This is a genomic window from Burkholderia sp. Tr-862 (genome assembly GCF_011753085.1).
Lineage (GTDB): Bacteria > Pseudomonadota > Gammaproteobacteria > Burkholderiales > Burkholderiaceae > Burkholderia > Burkholderia ambifaria.
On the sequence record NZ_VWWG01000034.1, the window covers coordinates 45,068 to 52,921 of the forward strand.

Here is a 7,854-nt window from a genome sequence, read left to right on the forward strand (position 1 = left end):
GCCGCAGCAGGCTCCGCGCGAATTTGGCGTGGTCTTGGCGTGATTTGTGCAGGCGACGCCGCCCCCGTTTTTTTTATTTTCGTCCGGGGAACCCGCGTTCGTCATTCCGCCGAAATCGCCGGTTCGGGGCCGCCGGGTCATGCGGCGACCGTCTGCGACCGCTCCTTGGGAAACGGCCGGAACATCATCGCGACGAGGAACGCGCCGAGGCCGATCGCGAACGATCCGAGGTACAGCCAGCCGTAGCTGCCCAGCGCATCGACGATCAGGCCGCCGGCGACCGGCCCCGCCGCCATCCCGAGGCTGCCGGCCATCGCGCAGCCGCCGATCACGGTGCCCATCATCCGCAGCGGGAAGTTCTCGCGCGCGAGCACCGCATAGAGCGGCATCACGCCCGCATAGATGAAGCCGAACAGCGTCGCGACCGCGTAGAACCCGTCCAGCGTGCGCACGAAGTAATAGCCGAGCGCACCCAGCGCCTGCGCGAGCAGCCCCGCCACCAGCATGCGCTTCGCGCCGAGGCGGTCGCCCAGCAGCCCGAACGCGATGCGTCCGCCCATGCCGGCGAGCCCCTCGACGCTGTAGATCGACACCGCGGCGATCAGCGGAATCCCGCAGGTCACCGCGTAGCTGACCGTATGGAAGATCGGGCCGGAGTGCGTCGCGCAGCAGAAGAAGTTGGTCAGCAGCAGCACGAGGAACTGCGGCGAGCGCAGCGCGCCGCCGACCGACAGCGGCACGGTCGGGGGCTCGCCTGCCGGCCTAGGCCCGTCGAGTGGCCCGGCGTACGGCCCATCGAGCGCGGGCGCACGGCGCACGAGCAGCGACGCCGGAATCATCACGACGGCGGCCAGCGCGGCGATCGCCAGCATCGACGTGCGCCAGCCGTGGCTCGACACGAGCCAGGCCGCGAGCGGCGCCATCGTCATCGGCGCCATGCCCATGCCGGCCGACACCAGCGATACCGCGAGGCTGCGGTGCGTGTCGAACCAGCCGGTCACGCATGCCATCATCGGCGCGAACACCGCGGCCGTCGCACTGCCGACGGCCAGCCCGAAAATCAGCTGGAACGCGAGCAGCGACGGCGCACGGCTCGCGAGCGCCAGGCTCGCCGACAGCAGCACGGCGCCCGTCACGACCACCGCGCGCGTGCCGATGCGGTCCGACAGGCTGCCCCAACCGATGCTCGCGAAGGCCATTGCGATGAAGCCGAGCGTCATCGCGGCGGAAATGCCGGTCATCGACCAGCCGGTGTCGCGTGCAATGGCCCGCAGGAACACGGGCAGCGAGAACATCGCGCCGATCGCGATGCAGCCCATCAGGCCGCCCGCGGCGACGATCACCCAGCGATAGCGGGAATCAGGCATCTGGTCTCTCCTTTCGCTCCGTCGTACAGGCATCGATGAGGAACCGGACCGCGGCCGCCCGGCCCGCCCGGTCGATATCAACACGACGAACGGCGTACCGGAAAATCGACACGCACGACGCCGGCCAGCGCGAATGTCCGATCGTCGGCCGATATTCGGGCGACCGACAAGGGGCAGATCCCGACGCGCATCGGCCGCGCCGCCGCCCCCCTTTTCCGGAATCGGAAAGTCGAAATCAGAAATCGTTGGTTTGGGCGCGCGAGCGCGCTCACTACACTCGAGCCATCTTGTCATAACAAGCTGATCGATGACCCCACCCAACGTCGTGCCGCTGTCGGCGGTCCCGCTCTACGTGCAGATCAAGGACACGCTGCGCGCACGGATCCTCGACGGCACCCATGCGCCGCACAGCCGGATGCCGTCCGAGCACGAACTGTGCGCGATGTTCGACGTGAGCCGCATCACGGTGCGCCAGGCGCTCGGCGACCTGCAGAAGGAAGGCCTGCTGTTCAGGCTGCACGGCAAGGGCACCTTCGTGTCGAAGCCGAAGGCGTTCCAGAACGTGACGTCGCTGCAGGGCTTCGCCGAGGCGATGTCTTCGATGGGCTACGAGATCGTCAACCAGCTGCGCAGCGTTCGCACCGTGAAGGCCGACCGCCATCTCGCGACGAAGCTGAACGTGCCGGAAGGCGCGCCGCTCGTCGAGATCCACCGCGTGCGGCTGCTCAACCGCGAGCCCGTATCGCTCGAACAGACCTGGGTGCCCGAGGCGCTCGGGAAGCGGCTCGCGGGCGCGGATCTCGCGACCCGCGACATCTTCCTGATCCTCGAGAACGACTGCGGCGTGCCACTCGGTCACGCCGACGTGTCGATCGACGCGATCCTCGCCGACGATGAAATCGTCGATGCGCTGCGCGTCGAGGAAAGCAGCCCGGTGCTGCGGATCGAGCGCCTGACGCACGACGCGTCGGGTACGCCGGTCGACTACGAACACCTGTACTTCCGCGGCGACGCCTTCCAGTACCGGTTGCGCATCGATCGGCAGAAGGCGCGTCAACCTGCGAGGAACCCGCAATGAATACTCATGTACTCGAATACGACATCGTCGTGGTTGGCGGCGGCACGGCCGGCCCGATGGCCGCGATCAAGGCCAAGGAGCGCGACCCGTCGCTGCGCGTGCTGCTGCTGGAGAAGGCCAACGTGAAACGCAGCGGCGCGATCTCGATGGGGATGGACGGCCTGAACAACGCGGTGATCCCCGGCCATGCGACGCCCGAGCAGTACACGCGCGAGATCACGATCGCCAACGACGGGATCGTCGACCAGGAAGCCGTCTACGCGTATGCGACGCACAGCTTCGCGACGATCGAGCAGCTCGACCGCTGGGGCGTGAAGTTCGAAAAGGACGGCACCGGCGACTACGCGGTGAAGAAGGTCCACCACATGGGTTCGTACGTGCTGCCGATGCCGGAAGGACACGACATCAAGAAGGTGCTGTACCGGCAGCTGAAGCGCGCGCGCATCGCCATCACGAACCGCATCGTCGCGACGCGCGTGCTGACCGACGCGCAGGGCCGCGCGAGCGGCGTGCTCGGCTTCGACTGCCGTACCGCCGATTTTCACGTGATCCGCGCGAAGGCCGTGATCCTGTGCTGCGGCGCGGCCGGCCGTCTCGGGCTGCCCGCGTCCGGCTACCTGATGGGCACGTACGAGAACCCGACCAACGCGGGCGACGGCTACGCGATGGCGTATCACGCGGGCGCGGCGCTCGCGAACCTCGAGTGCTTCCAGATCAACCCGCTGATCAAGGACTACAACGGCCCGGCCTGCGCGTACGTGACGGGGCCGCTCGGCGGCTTCACCGCGAACGGCAAGGGCGAGCGCTTCATCGAGTGCGACTACTGGAGCGGCCAGATGATGTGGGAGTTCTACCAGGAACTGCAAAGCGGCAACGGTCCGGTGTTCCTGAAGCTCGACCACCTCGCCGAGGAAACGATCCAGACCATCGAACAAATCCTGCACACGAACGAGCGGCCGAGCCGCGGCCGCTTCCATGCGGGACGAGGCACCGACTACCGGCGCCAGATGGTCGAGATGCACATCTCCGAGATCGGTTTGTGCAGCGGCCACAGCGCGTCCGGCGTGTACGTGAATGCGCGCGCGGAAACGACCGTGCCGGGGCTCTATGCGGCTGGCGACATGGCGGCCGTCCCGCACAACTACATGCTCGGCGCGTTCACCTACGGCTGGTTCGCCGGGCAGAACGCCGCCGACTATGTGGCCGGCCGCGATCACGCGCCGGTGGACGACGAACAGGTCGCCGCCGAACGCACCCGCGTGCTCGCGCCGCTCACGCGCGAGCGCGGCCTCGCGCCGGCGCAGGTCGAATACAAGCTGCGCCGCATGGTGAACGACTATCTTCAACCACCGAAGGTGACGCGCAAGATGGAAATCGGCTTGCAACGTTTTGACGGAATTATTGAGGATATCGAACAAATAAACGCGAATCACCCGCATGAACTGATGCGCGCGGCCGAAGTACGCGCGATCCGCGACTGCGCCGAAATGGCCGCGCGTGCTTCGCTGTTCCGCACCGAGAGCCGCTGGGGGCTGTACCACCATCGCGTCGACTTCCCGCAGCGCAACGACGCCGAATGGTTCTGCCACACCTGGCTGCGCAAAAGCGCCGACGGCACGATGCGCAGCGAGAAGCGGCCAGTCGAACCCTACGTCGTGCCGCTTGCCGACGACGAACGCAGCGCGTACGCGCACTTGCGCATCCGCGAACCGGCCGCACGCGCGGCCGTACTCTGACTCCGAGGAGCCTTACGTGCCCCATACCCCGCACGACATCTTCCTGCGCAGCAGCGCGCCCGTGACGATCGACGAGGACCGCTGCATCGCCGACAAGGGCTGCACCGTCTGCGTCGACGTGTGCCCGCTCGACCTGCTCGCGATCGACGTGACCAAGGGCAAGGCGTACATGCAGTTCGACGAATGCTGGTACTGCATGCCATGCGAACGCGATTGCCCGACCGGCGCGGTCAAGGTCGACATTCCGTACCTGCTGCGCTGATCCCGCGCGCCGCCGGGGCGGCGCTTTCCCACTACCGTGCTCACGACACATGAAACCTGCGCTGCGCGTTCGTCGACATCAAGCGCCGCTGCCTGGCGCTGCTGCGCGACCGCACGCGCCTGACTGCTCCGAGTTTTCGCCCATGACCGCTTCTTCCCCTGCTTTCCCGCTGCCCGGCGCACCCGATTCCGACCATGCCGCGCTCGTCTCACGCGTTGCCGCAGCCGATGCATCGGTGCGCCGCATTGCGCTGCTCGAACTCGCCGATCTCGAGGATCCCGAGCTCGTGCCGACCTTCGTTGCGGCGCTGCGCGACGATCCGTCCGCCGACGTGCGCGGCGAAGCCGCGCGCGTGCTTGCCGCCTGGGAACAACCCGATGTCGTCGACGCGCTGTGCCGTGCGCTGCTCGATCCCGACGACGACGTGCGCGCGATCGCCGCACAAAGCCTGTCCGAACTGAAGGACGTCGCGTCCGGCGCCGTGTTGTGCCGCTGGGCCGAACACGCCGAACCGTTCGTACGCGTCGCCGTGCTGCGCGGGTTGCGCGAACTGCGCGATCCCGACGCATTCGCGCCGGCGCTGCGCGCGCTCGACGCGCCGGTGTCGGCCGTGCGCGCCGAGGCCGTCGCCGTGCTCGGCTGGCTTAAGGACGCCTGCGCGCTGCCGCCGCTCGCGCGCATCGCAACGACCGACACGCATGCGGACGTGCGGCGCATCGCGATCGGAGCGGTCGGATTCGCGACGCCCGACGACGCGGCCGTCGTCACCGCGTTGCTGACGGCGTTGCGCGACGCCGAATGGCAGGTACGCGAGGAAGCCGCCGCGACGCTCGGCAAGCTGCGCGTCGCGGCCGCACGCGCACCGCTCGTCGCCGCGCTCGACGACGATTACTGGCAGGTGCGCTTGCGTGCGGTGCGCGCACTCGGGCAATTGCGCGACGCGGCCGCGGCGCCGGCCGTCGTCGGACTGCTGTCGCATGCGATCAGCAACCTGCGCAAGGAGGCGGCACTCGCGCTGGGCGAACTGCGCGATCCGGCGACGCTGCCCGCGCTGCACGGCGCCCTGGAGGATCGCGATCCCGAGGTGCGCAAAGCCGTGCGGATCGCGATCGCGCAGCTCGGAGATGACGCACGATGATGATGCCGACCGAGATTCGCGTCGATCATGCGGCGCGTGCCTTGGTGCTGCGCTGGCCGGACGGCGACATGCAACGCATCGGCTATGCGCGGTTGCGCAGCGAGTGCCCGTGCGCCGCATGCCGGAAGATCCGTCTCGGTGGCGGCCGCGTCGACGCGCAACCCGGCCTGACGCTGGACGGCGTGGAAGCGGCCGGCTACGGCATCCGCCTGCTGTTCGGCGACGGTCATGCGCGCGGCATTTATCCGTGGCCGTATCTGGCGGAACTCGGCAGAGATCGGGCGGATGCGACCGCCTGCTTGTCGAAGCAGCCCTGAGATGCCATTCGGCCCGCGCGGCACAAAAAAACGCCCGGCAGGTTCCCCTGCCGGGCGTTCGCATCATCCGATGCCGTGATTGGCTACCGAGGCACGCCTCGGCGCCGCATCACTCCCACTCGATCGTCGCCGGCGGCTTGCCTGAGATGTCGTACACCACACGGTTGATCCCGCGCACCTCGTTGATGATCCGGTTCGACGCACGGCCGAGCAGCGCGTACGGCAGGTGCGCCCAATGCGCGGTCATGAAATCGGTGGTCTGCACCGCGCGCAGCGAAGTCACGTAGTCGTACGTGCGGCCATCGCCCATCACGCCGACCGACTTCACCGGCAGGAACACCGCGAATGCCTGGCTCGTCAGGTCGTACCAGGTCTTGCCGACGTCGGCTTCGCCGCACAGGCCGGCTGCCGCGTCATGCGCCGTCGCGGTCGTGCCGCGCAGTTCCTCGATGAAGATCGCATCCGCGCGACGCAGCAAGTCCGCGTATTCGCGCTTCACTTCGCCGAGAATCCGCACGCCGAGGCCCGGGCCCGGGAACGGATGGCGGTACACCATCTCCGGCGGCAGGCCGAGCGCGACACCCAGTTCGCGCACTTCGTCCTTGAACAGGTCGCGCAGCGGTTCGAGCAGCTTCAGGCCGAGCGTTTCCGGCAGGCCGCCGACGTTGTGGTGGCTCTTGATCGTCGTCGCCTTCTTCGTCTTCGTGCCGCCCGACTCGACCACGTCCGGATAGATCGTGCCCTGTGCGAGCCACTTCGCCTTCGACAGCTTCTTCGCTTCGGCCTGGAACACCTCGACGAATTCGCGGCCGATGATCTTGCGCTTCGCTTCCGGATCGGTCACGCCGGTCAGGTGGCCGAGGAACTGCTCGGATGCGTCGACGTGCACGACCTTCGCATGCAGGCGGCCCTCGAACATGTCGAGCACCATCTTGCCCTCGTTCAGGCGCAGCAGGCCGTGGTCGACGAACACGCAGGTCAGCTGGTCACCGATCGCGCGATGGATCAGCGCGGCCGCGACGCTCGAATCGACGCCGCCCGACAGCCCGAGAATCACTTCCTCGTCACCGACCTGCTCGCGAATCTTCGCGACGGCTTCCTCGATGTGGTTGCTCATGATCCAGTCGGGCTTCGCGCCGGCGATCTGCAGCACGAAGCGTTCGATGATCTGGCGGCCCTTCACCGTGTGCGTGACTTCCGGATGGAACTGCACCGCGTAGTAGCCGCGCGCCTCGTCGGCCATGCCGGCAATCGGGCAGCTCGGCGTCGACGCCATCAGCGCGAAGCCCGGCGGCAGTTCGGCAACCTTGTCGCCGTGGCTCATCCAGACCTTCAGCATGCCGTGGCCTTCGGCCGTCGCGAAATCCTCGATGCCGTCGAGCAGGCGCGTATGGCCGTGCGCGCGCATTTCCGCGTAGCCGAATTCGCGGTGGTCGCTCCACTCGACCTTGCCGCCGAGCTGCACGGCCATCGTCTGCATGCCGTAGCAGATGCCGAGCACCGGCACGCCGAGATCCCACACGGCCTGCGGCGCGCGCAGCTGGTGGTCTTCGTACGTGCTGGCGTGGCTGCCCGACAGGATCACCGCCTTCGGCGCGAACTCGCGGACGAAGTCGTCGGACACGTCGTTCGGGTGGATTTCGCAGTAGACGTGCGCTTCGCGCACGCGGCGCGCGATCAGTTGGGTGACTTGCGAACCGAAGTCGAGAATCAGGATTTTGTCGTGCATGGCTGCGGACGGGATGAAGAGAATAAGAAAAGCAGCGCATGAAGCGCTGCGTCAATAACATGGACAACGGCGTCGGGCGGCAGGCGGCTCGCGCGACGCATCGCCGGTCAATCCCGCGACGGCGGGCGCGCGTCGAATGCGACGCTGCCTGACAATCGGTCGGATGCGGCCGGCGTGGCTGCCGCAGCCGGCGCCGCAGGCGCGACCGGACGGCCGACGACCGGTTC

Annotated in this window: 7 protein-coding genes; 5 read left to right on the plus strand and 2 right to left on the minus strand. The window is 67.8% G+C overall.

What is annotated here, in order from left to right:
• Positions 1-137: 137 nt before the first annotated feature.
• Complete coding sequence (locus tag F3J14_RS13100) at positions 138-1,367, minus strand: MFS transporter (RefSeq protein ID WP_166723339.1); 1,230 nt, start codon at positions 1,365-1,367, stop codon at positions 138-140.
• A gap of 307 nt (positions 1,368-1,674) precedes the next feature.
• On the opposite strand from F3J14_RS13100, the gene F3J14_RS13105 reads away from it, so the two are divergent.
• The 5 genes from F3J14_RS13105 to F3J14_RS13125 all read left to right on the plus strand — a co-directional run bounded on the left by F3J14_RS13105 (position 1,675) and on the right by F3J14_RS13125 (position 5,898).
• Positions 1,675-2,445 (plus strand): GntR family transcriptional regulator, encoded by a 771-nt coding sequence (locus tag F3J14_RS13105; RefSeq protein ID WP_166723340.1) that lies wholly within the window; start codon positions 1,675-1,677, stop codon positions 2,443-2,445.
• Positions 2,442-4,181, plus strand: coding sequence for a fumarate reductase/succinate dehydrogenase flavoprotein subunit (locus F3J14_RS13110; protein WP_166723341.1), 1,740 nt, complete (start codon positions 2,442-2,444; stop codon positions 4,179-4,181). Before F3J14_RS13105 ends, F3J14_RS13110 begins: the two co-directional genes overlap by 4 nt.
• A 16-nt stretch (positions 4,182-4,197) precedes the next feature.
• On the plus strand, positions 4,198-4,443 hold the full coding sequence (locus tag F3J14_RS13115) for a ferredoxin family protein (RefSeq protein WP_006755644.1): 246 nt from the start codon (positions 4,198-4,200) through the stop codon (positions 4,441-4,443).
• A 142-nt stretch (positions 4,444-4,585) separates the two neighbouring features.
• Complete coding sequence (locus F3J14_RS13120) at positions 4,586-5,581, plus strand: HEAT repeat domain-containing protein (RefSeq protein WP_166723342.1); 996 nt, start codon at positions 4,586-4,588, stop codon at positions 5,579-5,581.
• Complete coding sequence (locus F3J14_RS13125) at positions 5,578-5,898, plus strand: gamma-butyrobetaine hydroxylase-like domain-containing protein (RefSeq protein ID WP_166723343.1); 321 nt, start codon at positions 5,578-5,580, stop codon at positions 5,896-5,898. Before F3J14_RS13120 ends, F3J14_RS13125 begins: the two co-directional genes overlap by 4 nt.
• Before the next feature lie 109 nt (positions 5,899-6,007).
• Here F3J14_RS13125 and guaA read toward each other — a convergent pair whose 3' ends face one another.
• The gene (gene guaA, locus F3J14_RS13130) at positions 6,008-7,627 is read right to left on the minus strand and encodes a glutamine-hydrolyzing GMP synthase (RefSeq protein WP_166723344.1); all 1,620 of its coding nucleotides are present in this window, start codon (positions 7,625-7,627) and stop codon (positions 6,008-6,010) included.
• Positions 7,628-7,854 lie beyond the last annotated feature (227 nt).

Coding starts and splice junctions, on each gene's coding strand:
- F3J14_RS13100 (WP_166723339.1), bottom strand. CDS start 1,367: ATGCCTGATTCCCGCTATCGCTGGGTGATCGTCGCCGCGGGCGGCCTG.
- F3J14_RS13105 (WP_166723340.1), top strand. CDS start 1,675: ATGACCCCACCCAACGTCGTGCCGCTGTCGGCGGTCCCGCTCTACGTG.
- F3J14_RS13110 (WP_166723341.1), top strand. CDS start 2,442: ATGAATACTCATGTACTCGAATACGACATCGTCGTGGTTGGCGGCGGC.
- F3J14_RS13120 (WP_166723342.1), top strand. CDS start 4,586: ATGACCGCTTCTTCCCCTGCTTTCCCGCTGCCCGGCGCACCCGATTCC.
- F3J14_RS13125 (WP_166723343.1), top strand. CDS start 5,578: ATGATGATGCCGACCGAGATTCGCGTCGATCATGCGGCGCGTGCCTTG.
- guaA (WP_166723344.1), bottom strand. CDS start 7,627: ATGCACGACAAAATCCTGATTCTCGACTTCGGTTCGCAAGTCACCCAA.